12 protein-coding genes and 1 pseudogene are annotated in these 16,279 nt (G+C 73.8%); 2 read left to right on the forward strand and 11 right to left on the reverse strand.

Annotation, left to right across the window (positions count from 1 at the left end; all coding sequences use genetic code 11):
- Together IE330_RS27095 and IE330_RS27100 are read right to left on the reverse strand one after the other, a co-directional pair.
- A partial coding sequence (locus tag IE330_RS27095) for a sensor histidine kinase (protein WP_190138755.1) occupies positions 1 to 1,402 on the reverse strand: 1,402 nt, incomplete at its 3' end.
- A gap of 429 nt (positions 1,403 to 1,831) precedes the next feature.
- A complete protein-coding gene (locus IE330_RS27100) occupies positions 1,832 to 3,016 on the reverse strand; it encodes an MBL fold metallo-hydrolase (RefSeq protein ID WP_190138756.1) in 1,185 nt (394 codons plus the stop codon).
- Positions 3,017 to 3,270: 254 nt separating this feature from the next.
- Between IE330_RS27100 and IE330_RS27105 the strand changes: the two genes are divergently transcribed.
- Positions 3,271 to 3,849, forward strand: a complete 579-nt coding sequence (locus tag IE330_RS27105) for a carboxymuconolactone decarboxylase family protein (RefSeq protein WP_190138757.1) — start codon at positions 3,271 to 3,273, stop codon at positions 3,847 to 3,849.
- A gap of 63 nt (positions 3,850 to 3,912) precedes the next feature.
- On the opposite strand, the gene IE330_RS27110 is transcribed toward IE330_RS27105, so the two are convergent.
- Both IE330_RS27110 and IE330_RS27115 read right to left on the reverse strand, forming a co-directional pair.
- On the reverse strand, positions 3,913 to 4,716 hold the full coding sequence (locus IE330_RS27110) for an SGNH/GDSL hydrolase family protein (RefSeq protein ID WP_190138758.1): 804 nt from the start codon (positions 4,714 to 4,716) through the stop codon (positions 3,913 to 3,915).
- Between the two features lie 154 nt (positions 4,717 to 4,870).
- On the reverse strand, positions 4,871 to 6,994 hold the full coding sequence (locus tag IE330_RS27115) for an alpha-galactosidase (RefSeq protein WP_190138759.1): 2,124 nt from the start codon (positions 6,992 to 6,994) through the stop codon (positions 4,871 to 4,873).
- A 235-nt stretch (positions 6,995 to 7,229) separates the two neighbouring features.
- On the opposite strand from IE330_RS27115, the gene IE330_RS27120 reads away from it, so the two are divergent.
- A complete protein-coding gene (locus IE330_RS27120; protein ID WP_190138760.1) occupies positions 7,230 to 8,027 on the forward strand; it encodes a tyrosine-protein phosphatase in 798 nt (265 codons plus the stop codon).
- 5 nt (positions 8,028 to 8,032) lie between these two features.
- Here IE330_RS27120 and IE330_RS27125 read toward each other — a convergent pair whose 3' ends face one another.
- The 7 genes and pseudogenes from IE330_RS27125 to shc form a co-directional block, all read right to left on the reverse strand.
- A complete protein-coding gene (locus IE330_RS27125) occupies positions 8,033 to 8,149 on the reverse strand; it encodes a DUF6126 family protein (RefSeq protein ID WP_190138775.1) in 117 nt (38 codons plus the stop codon).
- A 25-nt stretch (positions 8,150 to 8,174) separates the two neighbouring features.
- Positions 8,175 to 8,807 (reverse strand): helix-turn-helix domain-containing protein, encoded by a 633-nt coding sequence (locus tag IE330_RS27130; protein WP_190138761.1) that lies wholly within the window; start codon positions 8,805 to 8,807, stop codon positions 8,175 to 8,177.
- Positions 8,808 to 8,960: 153 nt separating this feature from the next.
- Positions 8,961 to 10,355 carry an aspartate aminotransferase family protein gene (locus tag IE330_RS27135; protein ID WP_190138762.1) on the reverse strand — a complete coding sequence of 465 codons (1,395 nt, stop codon included), beginning with the start codon at positions 10,353 to 10,355 and terminating at the stop codon, positions 8,961 to 8,963.
- Between the two features lie 260 nt (positions 10,356 to 10,615).
- A pseudogene (gene dxs / locus IE330_RS27140) lies at positions 10,616 to 12,475 on the reverse strand (1-deoxy-D-xylulose-5-phosphate synthase); the annotation flags it as partial.
- A 105-nt stretch (positions 12,476 to 12,580) separates the two neighbouring features.
- Positions 12,581 to 13,600 (reverse strand): adenosyl-hopene transferase HpnH, encoded by a 1,020-nt coding sequence (gene hpnH, locus IE330_RS27145; protein ID WP_190138764.1) that lies wholly within the window; start codon positions 13,598 to 13,600, stop codon positions 12,581 to 12,583.
- Between the two features lie 6 nt (positions 13,601 to 13,606).
- Entirely contained in the window at positions 13,607 to 14,257 is a 651-nt protein-coding gene (locus IE330_RS27150) for a phosphorylase family protein (protein WP_190138765.1), read from the reverse strand.
- Positions 14,257 to 16,251: a squalene--hopene cyclase gene (gene shc, locus IE330_RS27155; RefSeq protein ID WP_190138766.1), complete on the reverse strand. Its 1,995-nt coding sequence runs from the start codon at positions 16,249 to 16,251 to the stop codon at positions 14,257 to 14,259. The genes IE330_RS27150 and shc overlap by 1 nt, the downstream gene beginning before the upstream one ends.
- Positions 16,252 to 16,279 lie beyond the last annotated feature (28 nt).

The raw sequence follows: 16,279 nt of genomic DNA on the forward strand, positions 1-16,279 counted from the left end.
CGTGGGGCGCCGGGTCCGGGGCGGGGGTGCCGGGGACCGGGACGCCGGGGCCCGGGGTGTCCCGGGGGTCCGGCTCCGGCGCGGGCGCGGGCGGGGCGGGCTGCGGGACCGCGTCGGGCGCGGGAGCGGTGAGGCCGGAAGCGGAAGTGGGAGCGGAGGCAGAGGCGGAGGCGCGGGCGGCGGGTGCGGCGTCCTGCTCGGCGCCGAGGAGCCCCTGGGGGATGATGAGGACGGCCTGGACGCCGCCGTAGATGTTGCTCTGCAGGCGCACCGCGATGCCGTGGCGGCGGGCGAGCGCCGCGACGACGAACAGGCCGATGCGGCCGTCCTGGAGCAGGCTCGCGACGTTGACCTGGTCGGGGTCGGCGAGGAGTTGGTTCATCCGGGCCTGCTCGGCGACGGGCATGCCGAGGCCGCGGTCCTCGACCTCGATGGCGAGCCCGGACGTCACCCGGCCCGCGCGCAGCAGGACTTGGGTGTGCGGGGCGGAGAACACCGTGGCGTTCTCGACCAGTTCGGCGAGCAGGTGGATGACGTCGGCGACGGCGTGCCCGCGCAGGGTCCCGTCGACGGGCGGCACCAGCTTGACCCGGGAGTACTGCTCGACCTCGGCGATGGACGAGCGGAGCACCTCCGTCATGGACACCGGCCTGCTCCACTGGCGGCGCGACATGGCGCCGCCGAGCACGGCGAGGTTCTCGGCGTGCCGCCGGATGCGCGTGGCCAGGTGATCGATGTGGAAGAGGCCCTTGAGCAGTTCGGGGTCCTCGACGGCGTTCTCCAGCTCGTCGAGCAGGGAGATCTCCCGGTGTACGAGCGACTGCAGGCGCCGGGCGAGGTTCACGAAGACCTCGACCTTCTGCTCGTTGCCCGCCTGGCCGGAGAGCCGGGACGCCTGTACGACGGCGGTGACGGCCCCCTCGCGGGCGCGGGCCAGCTCGTCGGCGAGCAGGCCGAACTCGTCCTGGGCCGGTGCCGGGCGCGCGGCGGGCTCGCGGACCGCCGGGGACTCGCCGCTGCGCAGCCGCTCGACGAGGTCGCGCAGGTCGGCCTGGCCGCGCGCGGTGGTGCGGCGCAGCGCGGCGAGGCGGTCGCGCAGGGACCGCGCGGCCCGGTCGGCGGCCACCGCCGCGATCACGATGCCGACGAGGCCGAGCAGGGCCGCGGCGCCGAGCAGGGCGAGCAGCGGCGGCTGCGGCCGGGCCCCGGAGGCACGGATCACGAAGAGCACGGCGGCGCAGCCGCACAGCCCCACGACGACGGCGGGCAGCACGGTGATCCGCAGCAGGTGCGGCCGTATGCGCGTCTCGGGCGGGGGCGGCGCGGCCCGGCTGCCGGACCTGCCGTGCCGTCCGCCCTCGCGGCGGTCTGCGCGTCCTGCCGGTGCGCGAAGGTGAGACATCTGTGTCCTCGGTACGTCGCGACGGGCACCCCAGCGGTCCACTGCGGCACCTCGTCGATGGCATCGCGGTGCCGGCCGGCAGGCCGTGATGTGATCCCTGCGTCGCCCGACGGCCACACACGGTAGTCGCCAAGACCTCACGTGCGGTGGGCAGTTGACAAAGTCCGGCAGTCGGCGTCCCGCTCTGGTATGACGCCTCGCACGGCCGCGCGAAAACCGTCGTACGCCCGCGCGACCACCTCACGGCGGTAGGACGAACGTTCTACCGAGCGCCCGTTCCGATATCCCGCGCGCATGCCCGGCACGTCCCCTGCACGCCCCCCGCGCGGACACCCGCGCACGCCCCGCGGACACCGTGCGCACGCCCCGCGGACACTCCCCGTACGCCCCGCAGACGCCGCGCGTCCGGGGGCGTGTCCTCTCCGCCGCTCAGGCCACGGGGGCCGTCTCGTGGTCCGTCGCGTCCGGCGTCGGACCGGGGCCGGTGCCGGGCCCGCTCCAGCCGCCCGCGGGCGCGACGGCGACCGCGCGCCACCACGGGGCGTCGGGCACCGCGCCGGACCCCGGCTCGAAGGGCTCGCCGGGGATGGGCAGCGCGAGCGGGGCGCCCACCGCGCGGGCGGCGGCGAGCGTGCCCTCACCGGGCTCGGCCCAGGCGTGCGGCGCCAGGTTGAACGTGGCCCAGTGGATCGGGAGCAGCACGCCGTGCGGCCGCCCGCCCTGGAGGTCGAGGTGGGCGCGCACGCCCTCCTCGGGACGCATGTGGATGTCCGGCCAGAAGTCGGAATATGCGCCGATCTGCATCATGGTGGCGTCGAACGGCCCGTGGGCGGCGCCGATCTCCTTGAACCCCGGGAAGTAGCCGGTGTCGCCGCTGTGGAAGACGCGGTGTTCGGGACCCGTGACGCACCAGGACGCCCACAGCGTGTGCTGCTGGTTGCGCAGGCCCCGGCCGCAGAAGTGGCGGGCGGGCGTGGCCGTCAGTGTCAGGCCGCCGACGTCCGTGGACTCGTGCCAGTCCAGCTCGCGCAGGCGGCTCGCGGGCACGCCCCAGCGCTCCAGGTGCGCGCCGACGCCGAGCGGCACGACGAACAGCGTCTCCGTGCCCGCGAACGCCCTGATGCTGGGCAGGTCCAGGTGGTCGTAGTGGTCGTGCGAGATGACGACGGCGTCGACCGGGCCGAGCGCCGCCAGCGGCACGGGGGCCGGGTGCAGCCGCCGGGGCCCGGCGAAGGCGAAGGGCGAGCACCGCTCGCCCCACACCGGGTCGAGGAGCACCCGGCGCCCGTCGATCTCGGCGAGGACGCTGGAGTGTCCCATCCAGGTGAGCCGCAGGCCGCTCGCCGGGGGCGTGGCGAGGTCGGCGAGCGTGGTGGCGTGCACCGGCACGTGCCCCGCCGGTGCGCGCCGGACGCGCTCCTCGCGCCGGAAGTAGACCTTCGCGAATTCCAGGGCGGAGCCGGAGGGCCGGGTGCGCGCCCCCACCGGGTTCCGGAACGAGCCGTCGGCGAAGTGCGGCGATCTGCGGATGCGCGCGAGGCGGTCGCCGCTGGGTTCCGCGCCGAAGGCGGCCGGACGCAGCGGGCGGAGCAGGGGGCTCAGGAACCGGGACACGGCGCACCTCCGGGAACAGGGGCTCAAGCCTCCCCATTATGTGCGCGGCCCCCGGCGGCCGAGCGGGCCGCCCCTGCCACCGGCCGCCGGGAGCCGCCCAGGGCTCCCCCGCCCCGCGGCCCCGGGCCTCGACGCCGCCCCTCGGCGGTGCCCGCGCGCCGCCGAGCCCCGCGCGATGTCACATCCGCGCCCGCCCGGCCCGTCGTACCGGTGGGACGGCGCGACCGCGCCGCACGGACTCCGGAGGTGGCCCCATGGCCCGTATCTCGCTCACCCCGCCGCGCACGCTGCTCTTCCGCGCCCTGGAGTGGTACTCGAAGCGCACCTACGGCAAGGTCCTCGACCCGGGCCGGGCGATGGCCCACCACCGCCGCGCCCTGTGGGCCTACCTCCGCTTCGAGCAGTCCGTGGCCAGGTGGAACAAGCTGGACAAGGGCCTGAAGGAGCTCGCGGTGATGGCCTCGGCGGCCTCGATCGGCTGCTCCTGGTGCATGGACTTCGGCTACTGGGAAGGGCACCGGCTCGGCCTGGACACCCGCAAGCTGCACGACGTGCCCGCGTGGCGCGACAGCGACGCGTACACGCCGCTGGAGCGCGACGTCATGGCGTACGCGGAGGCGATGACCGCGAACCCGCCGGAGGTCGACGACGAACTGTCCGCGCGGCTGCTCGCCCGGCTCGGCGAGCCCGCGTTCGTCGAGCTGACCATGATGGTCGCCGTCGAGAACCTGCGCTCGCGCTTCAACTCGGCGATGGGCCTGACCAGTCAGGGCTTCAAGGAGTCCTGCGACCTGCGCGAGGCGCCCGGCCGCCAGGCGCGCGGCGTCCTCTGACGGGCCCGCGCGTCCGCCGGGCGGCCGACCGCCCCGCGGGCCACCGGCCGTCCCCCACGGCCCCTACAGCGGCATCAGGTCCGGCCGCTTGGCCGCCACGTGGTCGCCCGACGACTGGCCGCGCAGCCGCCGCCCGATCCACGGGACCAGGTGCTCGCGCGCCCACTGGATGTCGTCGCGCCGCACCTCCAGCGGCCCGCGCGGCGGCAGCGGCGGCCACGCCTGCTCCGGGTCGGCGGGTACGTCGATGCCGAGCACCTGGGCCGCGCGCAGCGCCACGCGCGTGTGCCCCTCGGCCGACAGGTGCAGCCGGTCGGTGTCCCAGGCCCGCCGGTCCTGGACGGTCTTCAGGGACCACAGGTCGAGCACCGGGCAGCCGTACCGGTCGGCGACCGCGCGGACGTGGCCGTTGTACGTGGCGATCTTGCCGCGCAGGTGCTTGAGGAGGGTCACGCCGCGGGTGTCGAAGCCGGTGGTGACCATGACGGTGCCGACGGCCGAGGTGAGGTCGGCGACGGCCCGCTCGAAGCGCTCGGCGACGTCGTCCGGGTCGGTGCCGGGCCGGATGATGTCGTTGCCGCCCGCGCAGAACGTCACCAGGTCCGGGGCGAGCTCCTTGGCCCGCGGCACCTGGTCGGCGACGATCTGGTCGAGCAGCTTGCCGCGCACGGCGAGGTTCGCGTACCGGAACGTGTGCTCCGGGACCAGGTCGTCGAGCAGCACGGCGAGCCGGTCGGCCCAGCCCACGAAGGTCCCGTCCGGCCCGGGGTCCCCCACGCCTTCGGTGAAGCTGTCGCCGATCGCCGCGTAGGAGGTGATGGGGTGGGTGGGTGCGTTCTTGACGAAGGGTGTCGACTCTGCTGTCACGTCGTCCCATCTTTCCTTCCGTCAAGTGACCTACGCCACCGTAATAAGGGGTTGACGTGGCGTGAGATAAGCCACCGGTCAAGTTTGTCCCAACCAGGAATAGCGAGGTCGGAGAGGTCGGACTGGTCGGAGAGGTGAGAGAGGCCGACGTGATCTAAGGGGCCGGTGCGGTGCCGGGCGCCGTGCCGGGTGCGCGGCGCAGCCGGAACACCGCCGCGTCCAGGTCCCCGCGCAGCCCGGTGCGCAGCCCGTGGTGCAGCAACAGCGCGCCCCGGTGCACCGTGCCGGTGTCGCGGCACACGTACGCCGCCGAGGCGTCGAGCCCGCTCAGCCGCAGCGGCGGGGGCTCCTCGCCGTAGGCCTGCGCGCGCAGCCAGGCGAGGACCACGACGTCGTCGCCCCGCACGTACTGCACGGCGCCGAGCCCGTCGCCGGGCGGCCGCAGCCGGTACAGGTCGCCCAGTTGGACGACCGGCCTGATCTCCTTGTACAGCTCCACCCACCGGCGCGCCTCGGCCAGTTCCTCGTCGCTCCACCGCGTCAGGTCGCCGCCGATGCCGAGCACCCCGGCCATGGCGCTGACGAAGCGGAACCGCAGCGGGCTCACGCGGCCGTTGAGCTGGGTGTTCGGGCTGTCGGTGACCCAGGCGGCCATCACCCGGGCGGGGTGCGCGTGGCTGAAGCCGTACTGGATGGCGAGCCGGTCCGCCGGGTCGGTGTTGTCGGAGGTCCACACCTGGTCCGTGCGGGAGAGGATGCCGAGGTCGACCCGGCCCCCGCCGCCCGAGCAGGACTCGAAGGCGACGGCCGGGTGCGCGGCCCGCAGCCGGTCGATGAGGTCGTAGACGCCGTGGACGTGGGCGGACCACAGCCGCTGCGGCCAGGGCTCCCCGGGCCATCCCGGGTCGGTGAAGCAGCGGTTGAAGTCCCACTTCACGTAGTCGACCGGGGCGTCGGACAGGAGCGCGTCGAGCCGCTCCCACAGGTACGCCCGCACGTCGTCGCGGGCGACGTTGAGCACGAGCTGGTTGCGGTACTCCGTACGGGTGCGCCCGGGGTGGTGCTGCACCCAGTCGGGGTGCGCGCGGTACAGGTCGCTGTCGGCGTTCACCATCTCGGGCTCCACCCAGATGCCGAAGTCCATGCCGAGGTGGTGCACGTGCTCGGCGAGCGGCCGCAGACCGCGCGGGAACCGCTCGGGGTTGGGCGTCCAGTCGCCGAGCCCGGCCCGGTCGCTGGTCCGCCGCCCGAACCACGCGTCGTCGACGACGAACAGCTCCACGCCCAGCGCCGCGGCCCGCCCGGCCAGCTCCCGCTGCTGCGCCTCGCAGATGTCGAACCCGGTGGCCTCCCAGGAGTTGTAGAGCACCGGCCGCACCTCGCCCTCGTCCGGGATCACGTGCGCGCGCTGGTAGGCGTGCCAGGCCCGGCTCGCCCCGCCGAAGCCGCCGTCGCTCCACAGCCCGGCAAAGACGGGCGTGACGTACGCCGTGCCGGGCGTGAGCACCTCGAAGCCCGAGTCGTCGTGGCCCGGGCCGCCGGTGACCTGCACGGCGCCGTCCGGGAGCCGGTGCACCGCGATCCGCCACGAGCCGGACCAGGCGAGCGCGCAGCCGTACACCTCGCCGTGGTCCTCGGTGGCGTCGCCCGCGTCGAGGGCCACCCAGGGCAGGTGCTGGTGCCCGGTGTGCCCGCGGCGGCTGCCGATGACGTGCTCCCCGTACGCGAGGTCCGACCGTACGAGGCGGGACTCCGCGGCCCAGCGGCCGTGGAGCTGGGACAGGCGCCAGCGCTCGCGCCGCGGCAGCGTCCAGGTCGCGGAGTCGGCCCGCGCCAGCTCCACCTCCGGCGACCCGGCGGGGCCCCGGTGCGTGAGGACCGCGTACCGCTCGACGACGTCGCCGCGCAGCCGGTACGCGAGGAGCACGTCGAGGTGGTGCAGCGGGTCGGTGAAGGTGAGCCGGAGCTCGTCCTCGCCGTGCCGGGCGCCGGCGAACCGCCACTCCGTGCCCCGCACCCCGCCGGCGCGCGCCGAGAGCGCGGGCCGCACGAACCGCGGGCCGCCCTCGACGGGGTACTCCTCGCGCCCGTCGAGGCGCGACTCGAAGGGCCGCTCGGGCGGCGGCGGCGCGGCGGCCAGGGCCTCGGCGTCGGCGAGCGCGAGCCGCGGTCCCCAGTGCAGGTGCAGGAGTTCGTCGCGGTCGGTGAGGCGCAGCGCGTAGCTGCTGGTGGGGCCCGACAGGAGCCAGGTGCGGCCGTCCGCGCCGACCTCGATCATCAAACCCCCACAGGTCCGCTGCCGGATCTCACCGGATGAACGCGCGATCTCGACAGATCCGCGGGCGTACGCACATCCGCGAGCCCATGCAAGCATCGGGGCTCCGCCCGTGCACGCTCCGCCACGACTGATTGCCTCAGGAACCCGTGTCGTAAGGTCGAAGGCGCATCCACCGCCGCCGCGCGCGGCACCGCGCCGCCCCGGGGGGGCAGGCCACCGACCCAGAGGAGAGCCCGTGACGCAGCAGGTCCCGTCGACCGAACCCGAGCTGGCCGGTGTCCGCAACTTCCGTGACGTGGGCGGCCTCCCGACCGTCGACGGCCGCCGCGTCCGTCACGGCGTCCTCTTCCGCAGCGGGCACCTCGCGCACGCCACGGCCGCCGACGCCGCGTTCCTGTCCTCGCTGGGCCTGCACACCGTCTTCGACTTCCGCAACGCGGCCGACCAGCGCCTGGAGGGGCCCGACGTGGAGCTGCCGGGCGTGCGGAACGTGAACCTGCCGCTGACCGACCCGGCCGACGGCGCCGAGTTCTGGAAGATGGTCCGCGACGGCGACCTGGACCAGCTCCGGTCCGTCCTGTCCGACGGGAAGGCCGCCGGCCGCATGGCCGCCTCGTACCGCACGATCATCACGGAGCGCACGGCCGAGCACAGCCAGGTGCTGCACGCGCTGGCCGAGGACAGCGTGCCCGCGCTGATGCACTGTGCGGCGGGCAAGGACCGCGCCGGCCTGTCGATCGCCGTCACGCTACTCGCCGTCGGCGTGGAGCGCGAGGCGATCGAGGCGGACTACCTGGAGTCGAACGCCGCGCACCGCCGGTACAAGGTGCGCCGCAGCAGCACGGCCCCGGACGCCATGTCGCCGGAGATCATGGAGCTCCTGAGCCCCCTGTTCGACGCCCGCGCCGAGTACCTGGCGGCGGCCTTCGCCACCATCGACGAGACCTGGGGCGACACGGAGACCTACCTCACCAAGGGGCTGCGGCTCGCCCCGCAGACGCGTGAGCGCCTGCGCGAGCGCCTCCTCGACTAGCCCGGCTACTGGTTCTGGCCGCCGAGGACGAACAGCAGGTAGACGAAGCCCGCGAAGAGGTGGCCCACGGCGACGTAGACGATCAGCCGCACCCACAGCCCGCGCGGGAACTTCTCCTCCATGGCCATGCGGCGCGCCGGCTGCGGTTCAGGTTCCGTCATGTCGGTCTCCTGTGGTCGGGCCGCCGAGGCAGAGCGCGGCGGCAGGGCTCTGCAGCAAGGTGTGGACGAACAGGAAGTCGGCGCCGCCCGTGTCCACGGCGGCGATCCGGTGCGGCGTCAGCGAGTCGAAGTGCGCGCTGTCGCCGGGGGCGAGCACGGACGAGGTGTCCCCCAGGCGCAGCCGCAGCCGCCCGTCGAGGACGTACAGCCACTCCTCGCCCGGATGCACCCGCACGATGTCGCCCTGCGCGCCGTACGGGACGTGCACGCGCAGTGCCTGCATGCCCCGGCCGGGCGCGCCCGCCTGCCAGTACGTCCAGCCGCCGGCGGCGGTGGGCTCCATGTCCGGGGCGCGTACGACGGCGTCCCGGTCGGCGGGCGTCTCGCCGAGCAGCTCCGAGACCGTCGTACCGTAGGTACGGGCGAGTGCGAGCAGCATCGGCAGCGACGGCTGCCGGTGCCCGGTCTCCAGGCGGGACAGGTGCGCGGGCGAGAGCCCCGCGGCCCGGGCCGCGGCCTCCAGGGTCAAGGCGGCCCGGCGGCGCAGCGCGCGGAGCTGCGGAGCGACGACGGGCAGCGCGTCGACCGCCTCGTCACTGTCCGGGGTGGCAGGGCTCATACCTTGATTGAGCCAGAGTCTTACCCCTGGGGCAATTTTGTTGCCTCAGAGGCAAAGCCCCCCTCGGGCGAGCCACCCGCCGTCCTGGCCGGGGCCCGCCGTCCGGGCCGGGTCCGCCGTCCGAGCCGGGTCCGCCGTCCGGGCCGGGGCCCGTCACCGGTTCCCGACCGCCTGCTTCACCAGCGTCTTGCCGAAGTCCCACATGAGGCCCCCGCCCCCGTGCGCGTCCTCCATGACGTCGGTGAACGCCGCCACGAAGCGGTCCACCTCCTCCTCGCCGATGATCAGCGGCGGGATGAGCTTGATGACCTCCAGGTGGTCGCCGGAGACCTGGGTGAGGATGCGGTGCTTCTGGAGCAGCGGTACGACGACCATCTGCGCGAACAGCCCCTTGCGGGCCGCCTGGAGCATCGCCCAGCGGCTGCGCAGCTTGAGCGACGTGGGCCTGCCGAACTCGATGCCGACCATGAGGCCGCGGCCGCGCACGTCGCTGAGCAGCTCGTACGTGTCGATCAGCGCCGCGAGGCGGGACTTCAGGAGCTCGCCGGTCACGCGCGCGTTCTCCACGACGCCCTCGTCCTCCATGACGGCCAGGACCGCGAGCCCGGCCGCCATGGCCTGGGCGTTGGAGCCGAAGCTGGCCGAGTGGACCAGGACGCGGTCCATGGACGAGTAGACCTTCTTGAAGATCCAGTCCTTGCCGAGGGTCGCGCCGACCGGCACGTAGCCGCCCGACAGCGCCTTGGCGACGCACACCAGGTCGGGCTCGACGCCCTCCTCGTGCTGGTGGGCGTAGAAGGCGCCGGTCCTGCCGAGGCCGGTCTGCACCTCGTCGGCGATGAGGAGCGCCTTGTGCCGGTGCAGCAGCTCCTGGGCTTCGCGCAGATAGTCGGGCGGGGCCTCGTGCACGCCCTTGCCCTGGACGGGCTCGATGATGAGCGCGGCGACGTCCCCGCGCTTCAGCTCCCGGCGCAGCGCGTCCAGGTCGCCGAGCGGGACCGCCGTGTCCGGCAGGAGCGGGGCGAAGCCGTCGCGGAAGCCGGTCTCGCCGTTCACCGACAGGGAGCCGGTGGTCAGGCCGTGGAAGGCGTGCGCGCAGTACAGGATGCGCGGCTTCCCGGTGGCGTAGCGGGCGAACTTCAGGGCGGTCTCGACGGACTCGGTGCCGCTGTTGCCGAAGAACACGCGGTCCAGGTACGGGCTGTGGGCGAGCAGGCGCTCGGCGAGCAGCCCGGGCAGCGGCTGGCAGTCGAAGCGGGTCAGGTCGGCGAGGGAGGCGTCCAGGACGTCGTGCAGCGCCTTGCGGACCACGGGGTGGTGGCGGCCGAGGCCCATGACGCCGAACCCGGCGAGCATGTCCAGGTAGTCGTGGCCGTCGGCGTCCCAGAAGTAGGCGCCCTCGGCGCGCTCGTAGACCTTGTCGAAGCCGATGGTGCGCAGCATGCGCGGGAGCTGGTGGTTGAGGTGCCGGGTGTGCAGCTCGTAGCGCTCGCCGCCGCGCTCGGCGAGCAGCGTGCCGAGGTCGAACTCCTTGCTCGTGCCGGTCATGCTCGGGTCTCCTCGCCGGCCGCGCCGGCCTGCTCCGGGCCGGGGGTACCGGCGCTCTGCGGGCCGGGCGTACCGGCCCTCTCCGGGCCGGGCGTACCGGCGTCGTCGTCCAGGCCGCGTGCCCCGGCGTCCGTGGGGCCGGGCACACCGGCCGCCTTGGGGGCGGGTACCCCGGCAGAGGCTACGGCCGACTCGGCGGCGTGCGGCCCGGCAGAGGTCACAGCCGCCTCCCGCGCACCGTTCCGCGCGCTGTCCCAGCGGGCCGCCGCGGCGCTGATCCGGCCCGCGATCTCCACCGGGGTCAGGCCGATGTCGGCGAGGATCTCGCCGCGCTTGGCGTGGGCGAGGAACTGCTCGGGGATGCCGAAGCGGCGTACGGGCACGTCCACACCGGCGTCCTCCAGGGCGAGGGACACGGCCGAACCGACGCCGCCCGCGCGGCTGTTGTCCTCCACGACGGCGACGAGCCGGTGCCGCGCGGCGAGCGGCGGCAGGGCCTCGTCGACGGGCTTGACCCAGCGCGGGTCGAGCACCGTGCAGCCGATGCCGCGCTCCGCGAGCAGGTCGGCGGCCTGGAGGCACACCGGCGCCATCACGCCGACGGCGACGAGGAGCACGTCCGGCGCGGTGTCCTCGCGCAGCACGTCCATGGCGCCGAGCCGGTCCACGGCCGGGATCGCGGGCCCCACCGACTCCTTGGGGAAGCGCAGCAGCGTGGGCGCGTCGTCGACGGCCACGGCCTCGCGCAGTTGCGCGCGGAGCTGGTCGGCGTCGCGCGGCGCGGCGATCCGCAGGCCGGGCACGCACTGGAGGATCGACAGGTCCCACATGCCGTTGTGGGAGGGCCCGTCGGCGCCGGTGACCCCGGCCCGGTCCAGGACGAAGGTCACGCCGCACCGGTGCAGGGCCACGTCCATGAGGAGCTGGTCGAAGGCGCGGTTGAGGAAGGTGGCGTAGACGGCGACGACCGGGTGCAGGCCGCCGGTGGCGAGACCGGCGGCGGACACGGCGGCGTGCTGCTCGGCGATGCCGACGTCCCAGACGCGGTCGGGGTGGGCCGCGGCGAACCGCGTGAGCCCCACGGGGTGCAGCATCGCCGCGGTCAGGGCGACGACGTCCTCGCGCTCGGCGCCGATGCGGACCATCTCGTCGCCGAAGACGGACGTCCACGAAGGGCCGCCGGCCGGGGTGAGCGGCTCGCAGGTGAGGGGGTCCATGGCGCCGACGGTGTGGAAGCGGTCCGCCTCGTCGGCGAGGGCCGGTTCGTAGCCGCGGCCCTTCTCGGTCAGGCAGTGGACGAGGACGGGGCCGTGGAAGCGTTTCGCCCGGCGCAGCGCGGACTCGACGGCCTTGATGTCGTGCCCGTCGATGGGGCCGACGTACTTCAGGCCGAGGTCCTCGAACATGCCCTGGGGCGCGAAGGCGTCCTTGAAGCCCTTCTTCGCGCCGTGCAGGGACTCGTACAGGGTGCGGCCGACGAGGGGGGTGTGCTGGAGGACGTCCTTGCCCCAGGCGAGGACCTGCTCGTAGCCGTCGGTGGTGCGCAGGGTGGCGAGGTGGTTGGCGAGGCCGCCGATGGTGGGGGCGTAGGAGCGCTCGTTGTCGTTGACGACGATGATCAGCGGCTGGTCCCTGGCGGCGGCGATGTTGTTCAGCGCCTCCCAGGCCATGCCGCCGGTGAGGGCGCCGTCGCCGATGACGGCGACGACGTGCCCGCGCTCGCCGAGCACGTCCCGCGCCTTGGCGAGGCCGTCGGCCCAGCCGAGGGCCGTGGAGGCGTGGCTGTTCTCGACGATGTCGTGCGGCGACTCCTCGCGCGAGGGGTAGCCGGACAGGCCGCCCTTGCCGCGCAGCTTGGAGAAGTCCTGACGGCCGGTCAGCAGCTTGTGCACGTAGCTCTGGTGGCCGGTGTCCCACACCAGGCGGTCGACGGGCGACTCGAAGACCCGGTGCAGGGCGATGGTGAGCTCGACCACCCCCAGGTTGGGTCCGAGGTGCCCGCCGGTCCGCGCGACCGCGCGCACCAGGAACTCGCGGATCTCCTCCGCGAGTCGGCGCAGGTCGGACTCGGTCAGCGCCTTCAGGTCGCGTGGCCCCCTGATGGTCTCCAGAATGGTCATGCTCGGGCCCCCTTCACTGGTTGTCCTCAGCTCACGGTGGTGTCGGCTCCCCGGACGGGACGCCCCGCCGGGCCCGGGGCTTCGGGGCCCGGCGGGGCCATGGCGTCACCGGTTCCCGTTGACCGTCTCGCGCATGGCGCGCAGCGACTCCTTGAGGGAGCCCATGGTGGCGAGCACGGCGGTCGGCTCGTAGCCGCAGTGCGCCATGCAGTTGGCGCACCGGTCGTCCTTGCCGCGGCCGTACTTGCTCCAGTCGGTCTCCTCGACGAGCTCCCGGTACGTGGGGACGTAGCCGTCGCTCATCAGGTAGCAGGGGCGCTGCCAGCCGAAGAGCGAGTAGTTGGGGATCGCCCAGGCGGTGCACGGGAAGTCGACCTTGCCCTCCAGGAAGTCCAGGAACAGCGGCGAGTGGTTCAGCCGCCAGCGGCGCCGGTTGCCGCCGGCGAAGGCCTTCTTGAACAGCTCGCGGGTCTGCTCGACGCCGAGGAAGTGGTCCTGGTCGGGCGCCTTCTCGTACGCGTAGGCGGGCGACAGCATCATCTCGTCGACCTTGAGGTCGTCGTTGAGGAAGTTGAGGACCTCGATGATGGTCTGCGGGGTGTCCGTGTTGAAGAAGGTGGAGTTGGTGGTCACCCGGAAGCCGCGCCGCTTGGCCTCCTTGATGGCGGCCACGGCCTCGTCGAAGACGCCCTCCTTGGCCACGGACTCGTCATGGCGCTCCCGCATGCCGTCGATGTGCACGGCGAACGCGAAGTACGGCGAGGGCGTGAACTTGTCCATCTTCTTGCGCAGCAGCATCGCGTTCGTGCACAGGAACACGTACTTCTTCTTGGCCACCAACTGCCGCACGATCTCGTCGATCTGCGGGTGCATCAGGGGCTCGCCACCGGCGATGGACACCATCGGCGCCCCGGACTCCAGTACGGCGCCCACGGCCTGAGCCACCGGCATGCGCTGCTTGAGCACACCGGCCGGGTGCTGGATCTTGCCGCAGCCCTCGCACTTCAGGTTGCACGCGAACAACGGCTCCAGCTCGACGATCAGCGGGAACTTGTCACGCTTGCGCAGCTTCTGCTCGAAGAGATAGGTAGCGACCTTGATTGACTGACGCAGCGGCATAGCCATCTGGGCTCACCTCCGGGGGAGCGGCGAAGAACGGTGCCATTCGTAAAAAGCGGGGAGCACGGCACGGAGCACGCGGAAAGCCGATATTCCACCGCGCAGCGTGCCGATGCGGACCAGTTCGTGCTGGGGGGCGTCCACGACCACCCGGACGGCCGCAACCGGCCGGGGACCGGCCGCGACGGCGCTGTGCAGGGTGACGGCGGACTCCATGTCGACCGCGATCGCCCCGGTGGCCAGCAGGGCGCCGCGCTCGGGGCCGCGGACGACGTGGTCGGAGCCGGTGAGCGGGCCGGTGTGCACGGTCCGGCCGGGCAGGGCCCGCGCCAGCTCCCCGACCAGCAGCTCCGTGCCCTGGCAGGGGGTGCTGCCGCCCTGGTGCCGGGTCTCCTCGGCGACCACGAGGTCACCGGGGTGCATGCCGGGGGCGAGGCCGGCGCAGAACCCGGTGGCCACGACGGCCGCGTCGCGCAGCGCCTGGCTGCCGAGCGCGCGGGTGACCGAGCGCTCGGCGGCCCTGGGGCCCATGCCCGTGCGCAGCACGGTCACGGACCCGTCGGCGCCGCCGCGGTCGCCGGTGCGCAGGGCGAGCCGCTCGATGCCGAGCGCGCAGGCGACGAGGAGCGGGGCGGGCCCCGCTGCGGCCGGATCCGCGGCCATCAGCTCCCCTTGCCCGAGCCGCCGGGGAACGGCTCTCCGTGCACGTACCGGCCGAGCGCGGTCAGCGGGAAGACCTGCCGGTACAGGTGGTAGTTGATGGAGAAGTCCCAGGGGAAGCCGGTGCCGGTGAAGTACGGCTCGTCCCAGGAGCCGTCCTCGCGCTGGGCCTCGACGAGCCAGGTGACGCCGCGCTCGACGGCCTTGGAGTCCCGCTCCTCGGCGGCGAGCAGCGCGAGCAGCGCCCACGCGGTCTGCGACGCGGTGGAGGCGCCGTGCCCGATCCACCGCTCGTCGCGGTACGAGCGCAGGTCCTCGCCCCAGCCGCCGTCGTCGTTCTGCACCGACTCCAGCCAGCCGACCGCGCGCCGGATCGCCGTGTGCGCGGCGGGCAGTCCGGCCGCGATCAGGGCGGGCACCACCGAGCCGGTGCCGTAGACGTAGTTGACGCCCCAGCGGCCGAACCAGGCGCCGTTCTCCTCCTGTTCGGCGAGCAGCCACTCGATGCCGCGCCGGGCGCGCGGGTCGTGGGCCTTGCCGACGTACGCGAGCATCTCCACCACGTGCGCGGTGACGTCGGCCGACGGCGGGTCGATGACCTCGCCGAAGTCGCAGAAGGGCAGCTTGTTCGGCAGCGGGCTGGTGTTGTCGACGTCGAAGGCGCCCCAGGCGCCGTTCCGCGACTGCATGCCGAGGTTCCAGCGCACGCCGCGGTCGATGGCGCCCTCCATCCGCCGCCGGTCCGGGTGCGCGACGCGGCACAGCGCGAGGACGACCTCGGCGGTGTCGTCGATGTCGGGGTAGTTGTCGTTGTGGAACTCGAACGCCCAGCCGCCCGGGGTGAGGCCGGGTCTGCGCACCGCCCAGTCGCCGGGCCGGACGATCTGCTCGCCCAGCATCCAGTCGGCGGCCTTGACGAGCTGCGGGTGGTCGGCGGGGACACCGGCGTCGGCGAGGGCGATCGTGGCGAGGCAGGTGTCCCACACCGGGGACTGGCAGGCCTCGATCATGCGCGCGCCGTCCTCGCGCCAGACCGCGAACCGGTCGAGCGACTCGATGCCCGCCTTGAGCACGGGGTGGTCGAGGTCGTAGCCGAGCAGGTGCAGCGCGATGACGGAGTACACCGCGGGCGGCTGGATGCCGCCCCAGCAGCCGTCGTTCTCCTGCCGCTCGATGATCCAGCGCGCGGCGCTGTTCATCGCGGCCCGGCGCACCGAGCGCGGCGCGACCTTGTGGTAGAGGTGCAGCGCCTTGTCGAGACGCTGGAACACGCCGTCCCAACTGGCCAGCGGGGCAAGGGGCTTGCCCGGGTTCGGCGCGTCCGGGTCGGTGTGCAGCTCGTCCAGCGGGAAGGGGGCCGGGCGCACCGGGCGCTTGGCGGAGACGATGGTGAGCGGCACTATGGTCTGCCGCGCCCAGCAGCCGAAGTCGTAGATGTTGAGCGGGAACCACTTCGGGAAGTAGATGAGCTCCGGCGGGAGTTCGGGCAGGTCGTCCCACTTCCACCAGCCGAAGAGGGCGAGCCAGATGCGGGTGAAGACCCGGGCGGCGGCGATGCCGCCGCGCTCGCGGATCCAGGCGGCGGCCCTGGCCATGTGCGGCTCGTCCGGCGCGTCCCCGGCCAGGCGCAGGGCCACGTAGGCCTCGATGGTGGCGGAGAGTTCGCCGGGGCCGCCGTAGAAGGTGGCCCAGGTGCCGTCGTCGCGCTGCTCGCCGCGGATGAAGAGGGCGGCGGCGCGGGTGGTGGCCTCGTCCCGGATGCCCAGGAACTGGCGGAGCAGCAGGTCCTCGGCGTCCATGGTCACGTTGGTTTCCAGGTCGCCCTTCCACCAGCCCTGCGCGTCCTGGCGGGACAGCAGGTACGCGGTGGAGCGCTGTACGGCTCGTCCGGCGGCTTCCGGTGCCCCGGCCGCCCCGGGGTTCGTGTCAGGTGTTCCGGTGGCCGAGGCCGCGCGGGGCGTCACCGCTCCGGTGGAACCGTCGGTCGTCGCTGTCATGGCTTCCCCTTCGACGCAGTGCTTCTTC

Source organism: Streptomyces longispororuber (genome assembly GCF_014656095.1).
In the GTDB taxonomy this organism is placed as follows: domain Bacteria; phylum Actinomycetota; class Actinomycetes; order Streptomycetales; family Streptomycetaceae; genus Streptomyces; species Streptomyces longispororuber.